The 16118-nt window shown below is 55.4% G+C and carries 15 protein-coding genes; 12 read left to right on the plus strand and 3 right to left on the minus strand.

The window, feature by feature from the left end; genetic code table 11:
- Positions 1–76: 76 nt before the first annotated feature.
- Positions 77–586: a hypothetical protein gene (locus FDK21_RS16885; RefSeq protein ID WP_138150053.1), complete on the plus strand. Its 510-nt coding sequence runs from the start codon at positions 77–79 to the stop codon at positions 584–586.
- A 103-nt stretch (positions 587–689) separates the two neighbouring features.
- Here the strand turns inward: FDK21_RS16885 and FDK21_RS16890 are convergent, their stop codons facing one another.
- The 3 genes from FDK21_RS16890 to FDK21_RS16900 are packed head-to-tail and all read right to left on the minus strand — an operon-like array spanning position 690 to position 3513.
- Complete coding sequence (locus FDK21_RS16890) at positions 690–1991, minus strand: TRAP transporter large permease (RefSeq protein ID WP_210238824.1); 1302 nt, start codon at positions 1989–1991, stop codon at positions 690–692.
- Positions 1991–2491, minus strand: a complete 501-nt coding sequence (locus FDK21_RS16895; RefSeq protein WP_198663077.1) for a TRAP transporter small permease — start codon at positions 2489–2491, stop codon at positions 1991–1993. The genes FDK21_RS16890 and FDK21_RS16895 overlap by 1 nt, the downstream gene beginning before the upstream one ends.
- Positions 2492–2511: 20 nt before the next feature.
- Positions 2512–3513, minus strand: a complete 1002-nt coding sequence (locus FDK21_RS16900; RefSeq protein WP_138150057.1) for a DctP family TRAP transporter solute-binding subunit — start codon at positions 3511–3513, stop codon at positions 2512–2514.
- Positions 3514–4007: 494 nt separating this feature from the next.
- On the opposite strand from FDK21_RS16900, the gene FDK21_RS16905 reads away from it, so the two are divergent.
- The 11 genes from FDK21_RS16905 (at position 4008) to FDK21_RS16955 (ending at position 16115) form a co-directional block, all read left to right on the plus strand.
- The gene (locus FDK21_RS16905) at positions 4008–5414 is read left to right on the plus strand and encodes a PLP-dependent aminotransferase family protein (RefSeq protein WP_171022136.1); all 1407 of its coding nucleotides are present in this window, start codon (positions 4008–4010) and stop codon (positions 5412–5414) included.
- A 172-nt stretch (positions 5415–5586) separates the two neighbouring features.
- A complete protein-coding gene (dctP, locus tag FDK21_RS16910; RefSeq protein WP_114011525.1) occupies positions 5587–6621 on the plus strand; it encodes a TRAP transporter substrate-binding protein DctP in 1035 nt (344 codons plus the stop codon).
- Between the two features lie 195 nt (positions 6622–6816).
- Positions 6817–7386, plus strand: a complete 570-nt coding sequence (locus FDK21_RS16915; protein WP_138150061.1) for a TRAP transporter small permease — start codon at positions 6817–6819, stop codon at positions 7384–7386.
- Between the two features lie 9 nt (positions 7387–7395).
- A complete protein-coding gene (locus FDK21_RS16920; protein WP_114011527.1) occupies positions 7396–8679 on the plus strand; it encodes a TRAP transporter large permease in 1284 nt (427 codons plus the stop codon).
- Positions 8680–8696: 17 nt separating this feature from the next.
- Positions 8697–9143: a universal stress protein gene (locus FDK21_RS16925; RefSeq protein WP_114011528.1), complete on the plus strand. Its 447-nt coding sequence runs from the start codon at positions 8697–8699 to the stop codon at positions 9141–9143.
- A 45-nt stretch (positions 9144–9188) separates the two neighbouring features.
- Entirely contained in the window at positions 9189–9959 is a 771-nt protein-coding gene (locus FDK21_RS16930) for an aspartate/glutamate racemase family protein (RefSeq protein WP_138150063.1), read from the plus strand.
- Between the two features lie 25 nt (positions 9960–9984).
- Positions 9985–10992, plus strand: a complete 1008-nt coding sequence (gene eutB / locus FDK21_RS16935) for a hydroxyectoine utilization dehydratase EutB (protein ID WP_138150066.1) — start codon at positions 9985–9987, stop codon at positions 10990–10992.
- Between the two features lie 10 nt (positions 10993–11002).
- A complete protein-coding gene (gene eutC / locus FDK21_RS16940; protein WP_138150068.1) occupies positions 11003–11986 on the plus strand; it encodes an ectoine utilization protein EutC in 984 nt (327 codons plus the stop codon).
- 49 nt (positions 11987–12035) lie between these two features.
- Positions 12036–13223: an ectoine hydrolase DoeA gene (doeA, locus tag FDK21_RS16945; protein ID WP_138150207.1), complete on the plus strand. Its 1188-nt coding sequence runs from the start codon at positions 12036–12038 to the stop codon at positions 13221–13223.
- 84 nt (positions 13224–13307) lie between these two features.
- Positions 13308–14477: an acetylornithine deacetylase gene (gene argE / locus FDK21_RS16950; protein ID WP_171022137.1), complete on the plus strand. Its 1170-nt coding sequence runs from the start codon at positions 13308–13310 to the stop codon at positions 14475–14477.
- Between the two features lie 144 nt (positions 14478–14621).
- Positions 14622–16115, plus strand: coding sequence for an NAD-dependent succinate-semialdehyde dehydrogenase (locus tag FDK21_RS16955; protein WP_114011534.1), 1494 nt, complete (start codon positions 14622–14624; stop codon positions 16113–16115).
- Positions 16116–16118 lie beyond the last annotated feature (3 nt).

Here is a 16118-nt window from a genome sequence, read left to right on the forward strand (position 1 = left end):
AAATTTTACTTATTTACGCTGCTTTCGGGTCGGCCTAGCCTCTTGATAGATCGTGTATATTAAGGGGGAGAAAAGCATGTCCAGACTTGCGAACATAGCGATCCTGATGGGGGCGCTATGTATAACAGGCACCGCACCTGCCGTCGCCGAGCAATCGCAGGCCTATTTCACGCAAGGGGTCCAGATCTGCCGCGACTTCGGCAATGACGGTTTCTTCGTTGTCGACCGTCTGGAAGAAAAAGGCTGGGTGAAAAGGCACGACGACTATTATGAAACGGATGTGATGTACACGCCCGGCAAGTCGGTATGGGTCATTCCACCCGAAGAGGGCGCATCGATGCCTGCCAGTTGCGTTGTCATCTCCGGTGCCGTCACCATCATGCAGGCGGAAGCCTCGGTCAATCTGGTGGTCTCCAACAGCAACGACAAACATCAGATTCTGTCCAATCAGGGCTGCACAGAGATTGATTTTTTCGGCTCGCAGAAAATCCGGATCTGGTCCGACGGGCAGGATGATTTCTGCAACGATCCCAACAGCGCCCGTGTCGAAGTGATCACATTGGTTGATCCGAATGTGGGACAATAGCCCACGCGGCACCGTGCGACAGGGTTCGTTTGGTAAAGATTGTTCGCCCCTGCCTTATGCCGGGGCGAACGCATTGTCAGGCCTTTATGGCAAAGTCATCGCGTCAATGGGTGACATAGCCAAGGCTCTCAGGCAGCCAGAGGGCAAGGCCCGGAAAAAGAATGACCAACCCCATGGCAATAGCCATGGAGAGCATGAACCAGCCAACCCATTTGACGGTAGACTCAATGCCGACATTGGCAATCTTGGTGGTGACCATCAGATTGACCGCAACGGGCGGCGTGAACTGACCGATGGCAATATTCATTGCCATCAGGATGCCGAACCATGTCGGGTTCCAGTCAAACCGCTCCATGACCGGCATCAGCAGCGGCAGCGTGATCAAATAGATGGATACCCCGTCCAGCACCATGCCCGCAAAGAGCAACAGCACCATCACCATGCCCAGAACAATATAGCCATTGTCTGATATGGTGAATAGAATGGCCGCGGCTTCGTCGAACGCGCCAAGCGTGCTGCCTGCCCAGGCGAAAATGCCCGCCAGCGAAATGATGATCATCACGGTTGCTGCGGTTTCTGCCGAATCTGCCAAACACTGATAGACATCGCGCAAGGTCATGTTGCGGTAGATCAGAGTCCCCATGATCAGGCCATAGAAGACCGCAACAACCGCCGCTTCGGTTGGTGTGAACAGACCGCTGCGCAAGCCGCCCAGAATGATCACAGGCGCCATCAACCCGGGAATGGCACCAACAAGGCTCTGCCAGAATGGAGGGCGATCATCAGTCTCCAATACCCCAAAGCCATGCTTGCGGCTGAGCAGGATGGTGGGAATGATGATGGCCATCCCTGCCATCAGGCCGGGGATCAGACCCGCCGCAAACAGGGCGCGCAGATCCATGCCGGGCACCATGATTGAATAGATGATGAGGGCAATCGAAGGCGGGATCAGAATGGCAGTCGAGGCCGAAGAGGCAATCACACCAGCCGAAAAGCTCTTGGGATAACCGGCCTTCATCATCGAAGGGATCATCACGGTGGCAACCGCGGCAGCATCCGCCGGGCCTGACCCGGACATGCCCCCCATCAGCAAACAGACAAGCACAGCCACAACGGCCAGTCCGCCGCGCCTTGGGCCAACGACGGCCGTAGCAAAGGTCACCAGTTTGGCAGCGACCCCGGAGCGCTCGAAGATCATCCCGGTCAGAATGAAGAGCGGAATGGCAATCAGCGGATATTTCGCGATGCCGTTATAGGTGTTGGTGCCAACCGTGGCCAAGGCATAGATATCAAGGCCCGTCAGGATGCCCAGCACGGCGGCAAGGCACAGGGATACCGCGATCGGCACCCCAGCCACCAGCAGGAAGGCAAGGCTGGCAAGCATGATGACATTGGGATCAAACATCATTCCCCCCGCCAGTCTTTGAGGGTGCGTTCGATGGCGCGATACAGGATCGCCACGCCAAGGATCGGCAACCAGATCGAATAGATCCAGCTGGGATAGCCCAGACCTGCGGACGTTTCTTCAAACTCCCACTGGTCATAAGCAAAATAGGCACCGTAATAGCAAATCAGGGAAAACACAGTGAGCGTGGCAAACAGCGAAATGGCTTCTGCCACATGACGCAGGCGCTTTGGCAGGCGATCAACAAAGAAAGTGATCCGCAAATGCCCCTTGGTGGCAAAGGCAAGGGCCGTGCCGATCAGGGTCATGAAGACAAGCAGAAACACCGAGAATTCCTCGGTGAAGGCAAAGCTTATATCCGTGACATAGCGTACTATCACGTTGGCAATGCTGATCAGACAGATGATTGCCATGGCACCGGCCGCCAAAGCTTGGTCAATGCGAAGCGTGCCAGACACTCTGGGGGACGCTTCGCGGTCGCTATTCAGACGCTCAGTCACTGTGTTTTCCCGTTTGGGGCTTATCGGTTGGCGATCGACTCTTCGGCCATTTTGACCAGATCAGCGCCAATTTTCTTGGTCCATGTAGCATAGACATCACGGGTCGCATCAACAAATTTCTGCCGCTCGTCTTCGGTCAGCTCGGTGATGGTCACTCCGTGGCCGATAATCTCTTTGGCAGCCGCTTCATCACCGCCACGAGAGGCTTCAATCCCAACCTTGCCAGCGTCAATCGCGGCCTGTTTGAGGATCGCCTGATCTTCTTCAGAGAAGCTCTTCCAAACGCGCTTGTTGACAGCAAACAGCAGGGGGTCATTCACATAGGACCAGCGGGTCATATACATCTGGCTGACCGTATGGATCTTGGCGATTTTGTAGACGGTCATCGGGTTTTCCTGACCGTCCACCGCCTTGGTGGTCAGTGCAGGCTTGGCATCGGCCCAGCTCATCTGGGTCGGGTTGGCTCCCAGTGCGGTGAAGATGTCCTGATAGAGCGGTGAGCCGACAACGCGAATCTTCAAACCCTTCAGATCGGCAGGGCTGCGCACTTCATGCTTCGAGTTGGTCAACTGACGGAAGCCATTCTCGGCCCATGCCAGCGGCACGGCACCTTTCTTGTCAACGGCCTTGAACAAAGCCTCTCCAACGGGGCCGTTGGTAAGGGCGTCAACCGCCTTATAGTCCGGCATCAGGAAGGGCAGCGAGAACAGATTGAGTTCCTTGACCTGTGGCGACCAGTTGATGGTCGAGCCAATGGCCATGTCGATGATGCCCTGACGCAAAGCTGTGAATTCTTTGGTCTGGTCGCCGGAAACCAGCTGGCTGCCGGAATAGATTTTCAGGTTGATGCGGCCATCCGTGCGCTCCTTGACCAGTTCGACCCATTTTTCGGCGGCAACACCCCATGGGAAAGGTGCCGGCAGAACCGTCGATACCTTATATTCTTTTTTGTAATCGGCCAGAGCCGGAGTGGCGATCAGGGCTGCAAGAGCCGCACAAGTCAACGCTTTCACGAATTTCATAATTGGTTTCCTCCGATAGCGGCACCTGTCAGCGCGGCACCTGCCTCATTCCACGGATTTTTGATTTCAAGCTGGGTGGGCGAAGGATTTGCTCACCCTGGAACAGAGTATTAATCGGGATAAAGAGCAAGAATCAACCATATATAAGGCCAATTTTGTAATTAAATATAAGGGGCTTAGGGTAAGTTCGTATATAAATCGCGGATCGCTGATAGTCTGTGCTCGCTTGATCACTGAATTTTTGCCAAACATCCGTCTTATGACTAGGTCTCAACAAAGATCAACAAGGACATGTGGACAGTGGGGCCCGCGAGAATACATGCTCTCCGACTCACAGTTTGTGTTTGTTTTTCCATTGCCAATCACCTTGGGTGCGTCATGCAACGCCATGGTTGCAATGGCCGTGGATTGACGCGAACCGGAACAGGGTAAGGGCGTGAGACCAGCAAGGGACTGCTTGATCAATTGTCATGATATTGATAAGGGAGTTAATCATGACAAATTGGATGCCAGACCCCGACCACTTGCAACGGCCAGTCTACAAGACACTTCAGAGCCTGATCATTGATGCGATTGACTCAGGTGACTTGCGCGCTGGCGAGCGCATGCCGACCCATCGAGAATTTGCCTACCAACTGAAGATTTCGGTCCAGACCGTATCGCGTACATATGACGCTTTATGCAAGCTGGGCTATCTGGTGGGGGAGGTTGGACGCGGGACCTATGTCCGCTATCGCGAAGGGTCGAACGCCTCGATGCCCTTTCTGCCAAACAGGCAGGAAGGTCTGGTCGATCTGTCCATGCTCAAGCCCGTAACCTCCGCCTTGCATTATGACACGATGCAGAAGGGCCTGAAGGAATTATCAAGGGGCTTCACGCGCGATCTGGTCCATTCCTTTCGGCCCGACGAGGCCTTTCGGGATCATCTTGCGCTTGCGTGCCGCTGGCTGAAATCTCATCATATCCACGCGGATCCTTACACTGCCATCTTCACCAATGGCGCGATTCCGGCCCTGACGGCGTCTATCATGAGCGCCGCACCGCCCGGCTCGACTATCTGTGCGGAGGATGTCAGCTTTCACAGCATTCGACCGCTTTGTGAATATCTTGGCATTTGCCTGCAAACGATTGGTATGGATGAACAGGGCATTCGGCCAGACGCGTTTGAGGCGGCCTGCCAGAATACCTCCCTTCGGGCCTTGATCATATCGCCCACCGTTGCCAATCCGCGCGCCTATGTCATGGGGAGCACAAGGCGACAGGAAATCATCGACATTGCCCGGCGACACGATGTGTTCATCATCGAGAATGATGTCTTGGGGACACTGATCAAGGGGGCTCCCGCGACGATGCATCAGCTCGACCCGGAGCGCGTATTCTACATCACGTCTTTCTCCAAAACGATTATGCCGGGGATGCGGATCGGGCTGCTTGTCACGCCGCCGTCCATGTATGTCGCCACCAAGAACAGACATCTCGTGACAAACTGGATGGCCAATCCATTGATGGTTGATTTGCTGACACACTGGTTTGAAAACGGGACTGCGGATCACCTGATTGATTGGCAGGCGCGCGCGCTGCATCGTCGTCAGAAGCTGGCCGACAAGCTGCTTGCCGGGCATTCCTTCTCGTCTCACAAATATGCGCCTCACATCTGGTTGCCCTTACCTAAGATATGGAACGAGCAAGAGTTTTTGGATCGGGCACGAAAGAAGAATGTCGCGCTTGCAGGCAGCCTGCCCTTCATCATGTCAGAGCATTCCAACGAAGGGGATCTGGAGACACTCAATGCTGTTCGCATTGCTCTGGGACCATGCGATGAAGATTTGCTGGCATATGCCTTAAAGGTGGTCGCGACGCTGTTGGCCTCGGATGACGAAAAGCCTCTGCCTATGTTTTGATCTGCCCTGCGCCAAACTTTTGCTCAGTTGCATATCGTTCCATCAAAGGCTCTGATTGCGCTCAAGTAAAATTGTCATGATTTAATGTTTCATTTGACCTGAAATTGTCTCTGTTTGATTGTGCGGGAAAAAGAAAACAATGATGCAATCATAAATGACAACGAGGGAAGCGATGAATACGCGATTTTTGAAGAATCTTGGCTCTGCGACATGTGCTGCTGCACTGCTGGCAGGTGTCTCCATGCTGCCAGGCGTGGCACAGGCCGACACCTGGAAATATGCCATTGAGGAAGCCATCAACGAAGTTCAGGGCGTTTATGCCACGAAATTCAAGGAAGAGATCGAGAAAAACTCCGATCACGAAGTTCAGATTTTCCCCTACGGCACGCTGGGTGAATCGGCTGATACGATGGAGCAGACCCAGGCGGGCATTCTGCAGTTCGTTGACCAGTCTCCAGGCTTCACCGGTGCGTTGATTCCAGAGGCACAGGTTTTCTTCGTGCCTTATCTGCTGCCAACGGACACCGACAAACTGAATGAATTCTTCCGCACCTCCAAAGCCATCAACGAAGATTTCGCCGAGCTTTATGCTGCTCAGGGGCTGGAACTGTTGAAAATGTTCCCTGAAGGCGAAGTCGCCATGACGACCAAGGAACCGGTCAAGAGCCGTGAAGATCTCAACGAGGTCAAGTTCCGCGTCATGACCAACCCGCTGTTGGTGGAGGCCTACAAGGCCTTTGGTGCCACGCCGACCCCGCTGCCTTGGGGTGAAGTTTATGGTGGTCTTCAGACCAACATCATTCAAGGTCAGGAAAACCCGACCAGCTTCATTGAATCCACCAAGCTTTATGAAGTGACCGATGTCATCACCTATGCCGGCCACAGCAACTTCACGACCGCTGTGATGGCGAACAAGGCCTTTTATGATGGCCTGAGTGATGCTGACAAAGAGCTCGTCCAGAATGCCGCCACGGTCGCGTTCGACTTTATTCTCGACTATCAGAAGGGCCTCGAAAAAGAGGCGCTTGACAAGATCAAGGCCGCCAAACCTTCGATTGTCGTGAATGTGCTGAGCGACGAAGAGCGGGCGCCGTTCAAGTCCGCAGCAGAGAAGGTTGAGGCCAAGTTCATCGAAATGACCGGTGACAGTGGCAAGGCCATTCTGGATCAGATGAAAGCTGATCTGAAAGCCGTTGAAGGGATGTAATCCTGCTCAAGGCGTTCATTCCGCCGGCGGTTGGTGCATGGGTGCTTGCTGACCGGCGGACTGCCCGCCGCAAGGGGAGGTCTTGTCATTCAGGACCCGCACCCTTTGTGCAGTGATCTACAGCTTTACACATGCGAAGAGCGGGACTGACTCCCGTTCTTTTCTCTTGGCCTCTGTCTTCGTCGGGAGTTTGCCATGTCTATGGATAATCAAACAGAGACAACTTTGCCCGGATTTCTCGGGTTGATCGACATTTCGATTGCCAGAATCGAGTCGGTGATGCTCGCGCTCGGCGTGATCCTCATGGCGACGAACACGGTGGCCAATGTCATTGGTCGGTTCGTTTTTCAAAATAGCCTTTTCTTCTCAGAGGAACTCAATCGCTTCCTCATCGTTCTGATCACATTTTCAGGCATTTCCTATGCCGCGCGTCAGGGTCGACATATCAGGATGTCGGCAATTTTCGACAAGTTGACCGGGCCTGTGCGCAAGGTGCTGATGATCATCATTGCGCTCTCGACAGCGGCAATCATGATTGCGCTCGCCTATTTTTCCTTTTCCTACATCCTGACCGTTGCCAAATCGGGACGGGTCTTGCCAGCACTGCAAATCCCCGTTCACTGGATTTATCTCTGGGTGCCCGTGGGACTGCTTCTCACCGGTCTGCAATATGTTCTGACCGTCATTCGCAACATCACATCGAAGGATATCTATCTTTCAAGTCAGGTGCTGGAAGGCTATTCCGATGACGAATTTGAAGTTTAGGAGCGGATCATGGCTTTAACGATGTTTTTTGTGATGCTTGCGCTGCTGCTCGTCGGATTTCCAATGATGATTCCGTTGATTGCAGGGGCCTCCATCGGCTTTTACTCGATGTTTGGCGGCTTTGACAAAATGGACTTCATGGTTCAGCAGTTCATGGCGGGCATCCGTCCTGCCTCGCTGATTGCGGTGCCAATGTTCATCCTTGCCGCAGACATCATGACGCGCGGGCAATCTGCCGGACGCCTCATCGACATGGTGATGAAATTTGTCGGCCACATCAAGGGTGGACTGGCGGTGACAACAGCAACCGCATGCACCCTGTTCGGCGCAGTCTCTGGCTCGACTCAGGCCACCGTGGTGGCAGTCGGATCACCCCTGCGCCCCCGTATGCTCAAGGCGGGTTACAAGGATTCCTTCATTCTGGCATTGATCGTCAATTCCAGTGATATCGCCTTTCTGATCCCCCCATCCATCGGCATGATCATCTATGGCGTTGTCTCCAACACCTCGATTGCCGAGTTGTTCATTGCCGGCATTGGGCCGGGGTTATTGATTCTGGTGCTCTTTTCGATCTACAGCATCATCTATGCCTACGTGAACAATGTGCCGACCGAACCCAAGGCGAGCTGGAAAGAGCGCTTTGAAGCGGTGCTTGGGGCAATTTGGCCGATGGGATTTCCGGTGATCATCGTGGGCGGCATCTATGGTGGCGTCTTCTCGCCGACCGAGGCCGCTGCGGTCTGCGTCTTTTATGCGGTCGTTCTGGAAATGATCGTCTTCCGGTCCCTCAACTTTGCCGACCTTTATGAAATTGCCAAGTCGACGGGGCTGATTACGGCAGTTGTTTTCATTCTGGTGGCCGCAGGCGCGTCTTTCTCATGGGTGATTTCTTTCGCCCAGATTCCGCAACAAATTCTCGCTGCGATCGGTATTTCCGAAATGGGGCCGATTGGCGTTTTGATCGTGATCTCGGTGGCCTTTTTCATTGGCTGCATGTTCGTTGATCCGATCGTGGTAATCTTGATTCTGGTGCCGATCTTCACCCCCGTAATCAAGGCAGTTGGCCTTGATCCTGTGCTGGTGGGGACCATCATCACCCTGCAGGTGGCGATCGGATCGGCAACGCCACCCTTCGGGTGCGATATATTCACGGCAATGGCGGTATTCAGAAGGCCTTATTTCGACGTAATCAAAGGCACGCCGCCCTTCATCTTCATGCTGGTCGGGGTGTCCGCGATGCTTATCATGTTTCCGCAGATTGCCCTGTTCTTGCGTGATATCGCGTTTCGCTGACAGGGAGAGATAGGCGAATGTTTGAAAAAATCATCGTGCCAATAGACGGTTCGCCATGTTCGTTAAATGCCTTGGAAAAGGCTGTTGAGTTGCAGAAACTCTGCGGACTGGACTGTATCCTCAAAATTCTGTGCGTCTATCGACATCAGGGCGCACAGGAAGCCTCGCTCTCAATGGTGCGCCCCAGCGCTCCGGAAGTGATCGACAAGGCGCTTTCGCAGAATGCCCGTGAAGTGGTGCAGGACGCCAAGGCCCGGGTTTACGAATTGGGTGGGCGGAATGTCACCGCCCATGTCAAACAGGGCCCCACCGCCCGCACGATCATGCGCTTTGCCTCGGATAATGGGGCGGACCTGATCGTCATGGGGGGGCGTGGTCTGGGTGATCTCGAAGCGCTCTTGCTGGGCAGTGTGTCGCACAAGGTGACGAGCCTTGCACACTGCCCTGTCATGATCATTCGTTGAGCGCACTCTGCAACACATTCAAAGACATGAAAAGACCCCTCGGCCATGGTGAAGCAACTCAATTTGACCCTGTCGCTGCGCAATAGAACCGTTCCTGCACGGATCGGACTGATCCTGCTGGAAACGGATCACACCACCGAGCTGGAATTTGCCAGACATATGCCGCACGATCTTGTCGGGGTCTATGCCAACCGGATCCCCTATGCCAATCCGACAACGCCGGACAATCTAAAGAGGATGACGCCGATGATTGGCGAGCGGGCAGCGCAAATTCTGCCCGAGGCCGATCTCGATGTGGTCTATTATGGCTGCACCTCGGCCTCCTTCGTCATTGGCGATGATCTGGTTGCAGAGAATATCCGCGCAGCCAAACCCACGTCGATCGTCGTGACGCCAACGCTTGCCGCGGTTGCTGCCTGTCAACATCTCGCCGTCTCAAACCTCGCTGTCCTGACCCCCTATCTTGCCGAGACGAGTGCGTTGCTCGACCCTTACATGGCGTCGAATGGCCTTTGCGTTGTTTCGCATGCCTGTCTGGGGATCGAGGATGATCGCATCATGGCTGCGCTTGATGACAAGAGCCTGATCAAGGCTGCCGAGGCGGCCGATCACCCTGAAGCCGACGCCCTGTTCATTTCCTGCACGGCACTCAGGGCAATAGAAGTGGTCCCCATCCTTGAAGCCCGCCTTGGCAAGCCGGTCATTACCTCCAATCAGGCGGCCATCTGGTATATTTTGCGGCATCTGGGGCTGCCACAGCCAACGCGCAACGCCTGTGATTTGTTCCGGACCCTGAGCGAGTTGGGTCAGCACTGAAACCACAAGATATGAGGTCACGGACATGGGGTCGGTCAATGTTGAAATTGCTGAGGCTGTGCGGGTTTCGCTGGCCGACATCTTACAGGCAAAGCGGCGCATCGCGCCCCATATCGTGAACACGCCGCTTGTGGCGTCCCGATCCCTGTCGAAACGGGTCGGGTCCGATGTCTATCTCAAGTTCGAGCATCGCCAGCATACGGGAAGCTTCAAGTTTCGCGGGGCGAGCAACGCGGTCCTTTCTCTTGGTGATGACCAGAAGGTCAAAGGCATTGCTGCGGTCTCAACCGGCAATCACGGGCGTGCATTGGCTCTGGCTGCCAAGCAGGCTGGCACCCGCTGTGTGGTCGCCATGTCCGAGTTGGTGCCACAGAACAAACGTGACGGCATTTCTGCTCTTGGAGCGGAGGTGGTCATTCATGGTCGCTCGCAAGATGAGGCACAAAAGGCGGTGGACCGCATGATCGCCGATGAGGGGATGGCGACGATCCCACCGTTCGATCATCCCGATGTCATTGCCGGGCAGGGCACCTTGGGCGTCGAAATCATCGAACAGCTGGCAGACATCGATACCGTGTTGGTGCAACTGTCAGGCGGCGGGCTGATTTCCGGTGTCGCAGCCGCCATCAAGGCGGTGTCTCCGACTACGCGGATTGTTGGCATCTCCATGCAGCGGGGCGCTGCGATGCATGCCAGTCTGGCGGCAGGCAAGCCGGTTGAAGTGGAAGAATTGCCAACGCTGGCCGATTCCCTTGGTGGCGGGATCGGACTGAACAATGCCTATACCTTCGCCATGACCCGCGCCTTGGTGGATGAGGTCGTCCTGCTCGATGAAGAGGAAATCGCCAGAGGCGTGCACCATGCCTATTGGCACGAGGAAGAAGTGGTTGAAGGGGCAGGCGCCGTCGGCATTGCAGCCTTGTTGGCAGGAAAGATCGCCGCTCCGGGCCGATGTGTGGCGATCCTGTCTGGCCGCAACATCGATATTGCCCAGCATCACAAACTGATATCCAACCAGCCCGTTGCGCGTTAGGGAGAGCTCAATGTCGATCCTGATTTTGAATGAAGACAATTTGCGCAAGGTCGTTCCCCTCGATCTGGAAAGCATCGCCTGTGTCCGAACCGCGATCGAGAGTCTGTCTTCCGGGCAAGTGGTCATGCCGCCCATCTTGTCGATGGAAATCCCCCAGCATAACGGCGAAGTGGATGTCAAAACCGCCTTCGTACCGGGTCTTGATGGCTTTGCGGTCAAGATCAGCCCGGGTTTCTTTGACAATCCCAAACTCGGTCTGCCAAGCCTCAATGGCCTGATGGTGCTGTTCTCCGCGAAAACCGGCATCGTTGATGCGGTGTTGCTGGACAATGGCTACCTCACCGATATCAGGACCGCCTGTGCGGGCGCTGTTGCAGCACAGGCGCTGTCTCGACCGGATTCGCATGTTGCCGCGATCTATGGCACCGGTCTTCAGGCGCGTTTGCAGCTCGAAGCCTTGTGCCTCGTCCGGCCGATTGACAGTGTGCGTATTTGGGGACGCTCATTCGATAAAGCGCAGGCGATGGCATCCGAAACCGTTAACCGGCTCGGTCTGGAAGCTGTCGCTTGTAAGGACGGGGCCGACGCCGCCAGCGGTGCTGACATTCTGGTCACCACGACCCCAGCAAAACAGCCTGTCCTGATGGCAGACTGGCTTGAGCAAGGCCAGCATGTGACGGCCATGGGATCTGATGCGGATTACAAGAACGAAATTGATCCCGCCTGTGTGACCAAAGCGGACCTCTATGTCGCTGATCGCGTGACCCAAACGCGCAAATTGGGCGAACTGCGCACAGCCATTGCCGGTGGCTTGGTGACCGAGCCGGAGGGCTTGCCGGAGCTTTCAGGTATTTTGGCCGGATCCAGAACCGGGCGCCAAAGCGACAAAGACATCACATTGTGCGATTTGACCGGCATGGGGGTGCAGGACACAGCCATTGCGACACTTGCCCATCAGCGTGCGGTCGAGCAGCAGATGGGAGCCGTTTTCTAGAACCAAAAAACGACGCATTCAACAAGACCAGAAGGAACTGAGCATGAGTATGGACCATGTGAAGCCAAGACTGTTTTTCAGTCAGGAAGAATATAACAGACGGCTGGCAAAAACGCGCAAGGCCATGGAGGCCAAAGGCGTTGATGTCATGATCTGTACCGAGCCTGCCAACATGGCGTGGCTTACCGGCTATGATGGCTGGTCCTTCTATGTGCATCAATGCGTCATTGTCACGATGGAAGGGCAACCAATCTGGTATGGCCGAACACAGGATGCCAATGGGGCCAAGCTGACCTCATATCTGGATCACGACAATATCCTGTTCTATCCGGACCATTATGTGCAGTCCACTGAGCGACACCCGATGGATCTTCTGTCTTCCATCCTGATCGACAAGGGGTTTGGCTCGGCAGCCATCGGTCTTGAAATGGACAATTACTATTTCACCGCTGCGGCCTACATGTCGCTGGTCAAGCATATGCCGAATGCGACCTTCAAGGATTGCAATGTGCTGGTGCACTGGCAACGCGCCGCCAAATCCGCGCCAGAGCTGGACATGATGCGCATTGCGGGCCGGATCGTTGAACAGATGCATGCCCGCATTCGCGATCATGCCCGCCCCGGTTTGCCCAAGCATGAGCTGGTTGCCGAAATCTATGATGCTTCGCTGCGCGGGGTGGACGGGATCGGTGGCGACTATGCGGCCATCGTGCCGTTGCTTCCCTCGGGGGCCGATGCGTCTGCTCCACATCTGACTTGGGACGAAAGACCCTTCAAACGGGGCGAAGGCACCTTCTTCGAAATTGCCGGTAGCTATCACCGCTATCACTGCCCGCTGTCGCGTACGATTTTCATGGGCAAACCGACCCAACAATTCCTTGATGCGGAAAAAGCCGTGCTCGAAGGCATGGAGGCCGGGCTTGAAATGGCCAAGGTGGGCAATGTTTGTGAAGACATCTCGAATGCCTTTTTCGCGGTTCTGAAAAAATACGGCATCGTCAAGGACAACCGGACCGGCTACCCGATCGGCCTTGCCTATCCACCTGATTGGGGCGAGCACACCATGAGCCTGCGGTCTGGAGACAGGACCGTTCTGGAAGAGGGCATGACCTTCCACTTCATGACCGGCCTCTGGCAGGATGGTTGGGGTCTTGAGATTACCGAGAGCATTGCGATTGGTGAGACGGGTCCTGAATGTCTGGCCAATGTCCCGCGTGAACTGGTCGTCATCGACTGATCAAAGCCTGTTGGGCCGATTGGCTGCATGGCGCATCCTGCCGCCAGCCAATCGGCCTCATCTCCTTTATGTCTGGAGGCAGATGTGCATCAAGTCCTGGAAAAAGCAAAAGAAATACTGGCAGTTCTGGTGGCCTTCAAGAGCCATTCCGGAGAGTCGAATCTCGATATGATCGGATATATCGAGGACCTGTTGGCCACAGATGGGGTCAAGGCCATGCTGTCTTATGATGAGACCGGCGAGAAGGCCAACCTGTTTGCGGTCATCGGTCCCGAGGTGGAAGGCGGCATTCTGCTGAATGGTCATACAGATGTCGTCCCCACCGAAGGGCAGGACTGGTCCAGTGACCCCTATACACTGATCGAGCGGGATGGGCGTCTTTTTGGCCGCGGCTCGGTCGACATGAAGGGCTTTCTGGCCTGCATGCTGGCCATGGTGCCGCATTTCAAACAGGTCAAGTTGTCCCGGCCCATTCTGATTTCTGTTTGCTATGACGAGGAAATCGGCGGATTTGGGGCGCCTGTTCTGGCCCGTGACATCATTGAACGTGGCCCCAAACCGGCGGTCGCCATCGTGGGGGAACCCACCCAAATGCATTTGGTGAACGGGCACAAGGCCGGCTATGAGTTGCGCACCGATTTTACCGGGTTTGCGGCCCATGCATCGGACCCGCGCAAAGGGGTGAGCGCCATTGAGGTGGCGGCGCGTTACGTCAACAAAATCATCGAACTGGCAGATCGCTGCTCCATCAATCCGGATCTGCAAACCCCGTTCGAGCCACCCTATACCTCGTTCAATGTCGGCAAGATCGAGGGTGGGGTCGCCAGAAACATCACGGCCAACCACTGTTCGATCGACTGGGAGCTGCGCCCCATACCCTCTGACGATGGTCGGGTGCTGCTGGCAGAGCTGCAATATTTCTGCGACACGGAGCTGTTGCCAGCGATGCGCGAGACCTATGCCGATGCCTCCATCGTGACCACGATCGAAGCCGACGTGCCACCACTCTGGGCAGATGAAGCCTCTGCTGCCGTCCAGTTTCTGCGCCGGGTGACGGGAATCAACATGAGTGAAGTGGTGTCATTCGGTACGGATGCGGGGCATTTTGAGCGGGCCGGCATCTCCTCGGTGGTCTTCGGGCCAGGGTCAATCGATCAGGCACACAAACCCGACGAATATATCGAACTATCTGAACTATCAAAATGTTTGTCATTCTTGCGTGATGTCGCCGCCGATCTGGAAGAGGTCGATTGAAGAGGGCTGCGGCAGCGGTGGGTGGAGCCGAAGAGGAATCGTCTGCCGATGCCGCACCAAGCCGAGAGTTGCTCTGAAAATCGCTGAGAATTTGGAGGCACATTCGGCCCCTGATCCCTCACACTGGGGGCCGAATGAGGAGAGATGACGATGTTAACCGCACATACAAGAAACAGGTCGGAGGCCCTTGGCGACTTGGCCAACTTGCGCCTCTTCAAGGAATTTTCCTACATCAATGGCGAGTGGGTGTCGCAATCGGGGAAGAATTCACTGCCGGTCTGTGATCCGGCTGATGGCACATTGTTGGGGACCATTCCCGCCTTGACGGCAGACCATAGCCGCAAGGCAGTGGACGCCGCACACAATGCCCTGTCTTCTTGGATGGCAAAGCTGCCACAGGAACGGGCGGCAATCTTGCGCAAATGGTTCGATCTGATCCTTGAGAACAAGGACGATCTGGCGCTTTTGATGACGTTGGAACAGGGCAAGCCGCTGTCCGAGGCCCGTGGCGAGATCGATTATGCAGCCAGCTTTGTCGAGTTTTATGCCGAAGAAGCCAAGCGTCCGAATATCGAAGGCATCACTTCGCATCTGCCTGACGGAGAAGTTGAGGTCTGGCGCGAGCCCATCGGTGTGGTCGCCCTGATCACGCCTTGGAACTTTCCTTGTGCGATGATCACACGCAAGGCGGCAGCCGCGCTTGCGGTTGGATGCACCTGTGTCGTGCATCCATCCAGAGAGACCCCATATTCCGCCACCGCTTTGGCCGAACTGGGAGAACAGGCAGGCTTCCCCGCCGGGATATTCAACATCGTGACGGGCAGCGCCGCAGAAGTGGTCGAGCCGTGGACAAAGGATGCCCGTGTGAGGGCGCTTTCCTTCACCGGGTCGACCGAAATCGGTCGTTTGCTCTATGGACAATCTGCCCAGACCATCAAGCATCTGGTGCTCGAACTTGGGGGCCACGCGCCCTTCATCGTCTTTGCCGATGCCGATCTTGACCGGGCTGTCGAGTGTGCCATATCGGCCAAATTTGCCACATCGGGACAGGACTGCCTCGGAGCGAACCGTTTTTATATCGAGCGCTCAATCTATGACGCATTTGCCGCCAAATTCGTTGCGGCAACAAAGGCATTGAGCATCGGGCGGGGACTGGATGATCCCGATATCGGACCTTTGATGAATGACAATGCCGTTAGCAAACAAAAAGAACATGTCGAGGATGCGTTGGCCAAGGGCGCGCGGCTCTTGTGCGGTGGTCAAGTCCATGCAATGGGGCCGCTTTTCTTCGAGCCGACGGTTCTGGGCGATGTGCCAAGAGATGCATTGATCTGTTCGCAGGAAACCTTCGGACCGGTTGCAGGCCTGATTCCGTTTGATGCCGAGGAAGATGTCATCGCACTGGCCAATGATAGCGAATATGGTCTGGTTGCCTATTTGCACACCAGCGATGTCAAACGCATCTACGCCGCCTCCAGAGCCCTGCAATATGGCATGGTGGCCGTCAACCGGACCAAGGTGACCGGCGCGCCGATCCCCTTCGGTGGCATGAAACAATCCGGTCTTGGGCGCGAAGGTGCGCGACAGGGCCTCGAGGAATTCACTGAAATCAAATATGTCTGCCGCGACTTCTCTTGAAAG

It is taken from the genome of Cohaesibacter sp. CAU 1516, from assembly GCF_005771485.1.
In the GTDB taxonomy this organism is placed as follows: domain Bacteria; phylum Pseudomonadota; class Alphaproteobacteria; order Rhizobiales; family Cohaesibacteraceae; genus Cohaesibacter; species Cohaesibacter intestini.